We start from the raw sequence: 214 nt of genomic DNA, 5'->3' as shown, positions 1-214 counted from the left end.
ACTCAAAGGAATTGACGGGGGCCCGCACAAGCGGCGGAGCATGTGGCTTAATTCGACGCAACGCGAAGAACCTTACCAAGGCTTGACATACACCGGAAACGTCCAGAGATGGGCGCCCCCTTGTGGTCGGTGTACAGGTGGTGCATGGCTGTCGTCAGCTCGTGTCGTGAGATGTTGGGTTAAGTCCCGCAACGAGCGCAACCCTTGTCCCGTG

At 58.4% G+C, this 214-nt stretch carries 1 rRNA gene; it reads left to right on the top strand.

What is annotated here, in order from left to right:
- Window positions 1-214: ribosomal RNA gene (locus tag ADK65_RS09360) — 16S ribosomal RNA — on the top strand; the annotation flags it as partial.

Origin of the sequence: Streptomyces sp. NRRL B-1140 (genome assembly GCF_001280065.1) — a bacterium.
Taxonomy (GTDB): domain Bacteria; phylum Actinomycetota; class Actinomycetes; order Streptomycetales; family Streptomycetaceae; genus Streptomyces.
The sequence above is the reverse complement of the archived record's forward strand: the minus strand, read 5'-3'. Positions and strand labels throughout refer to the sequence as shown.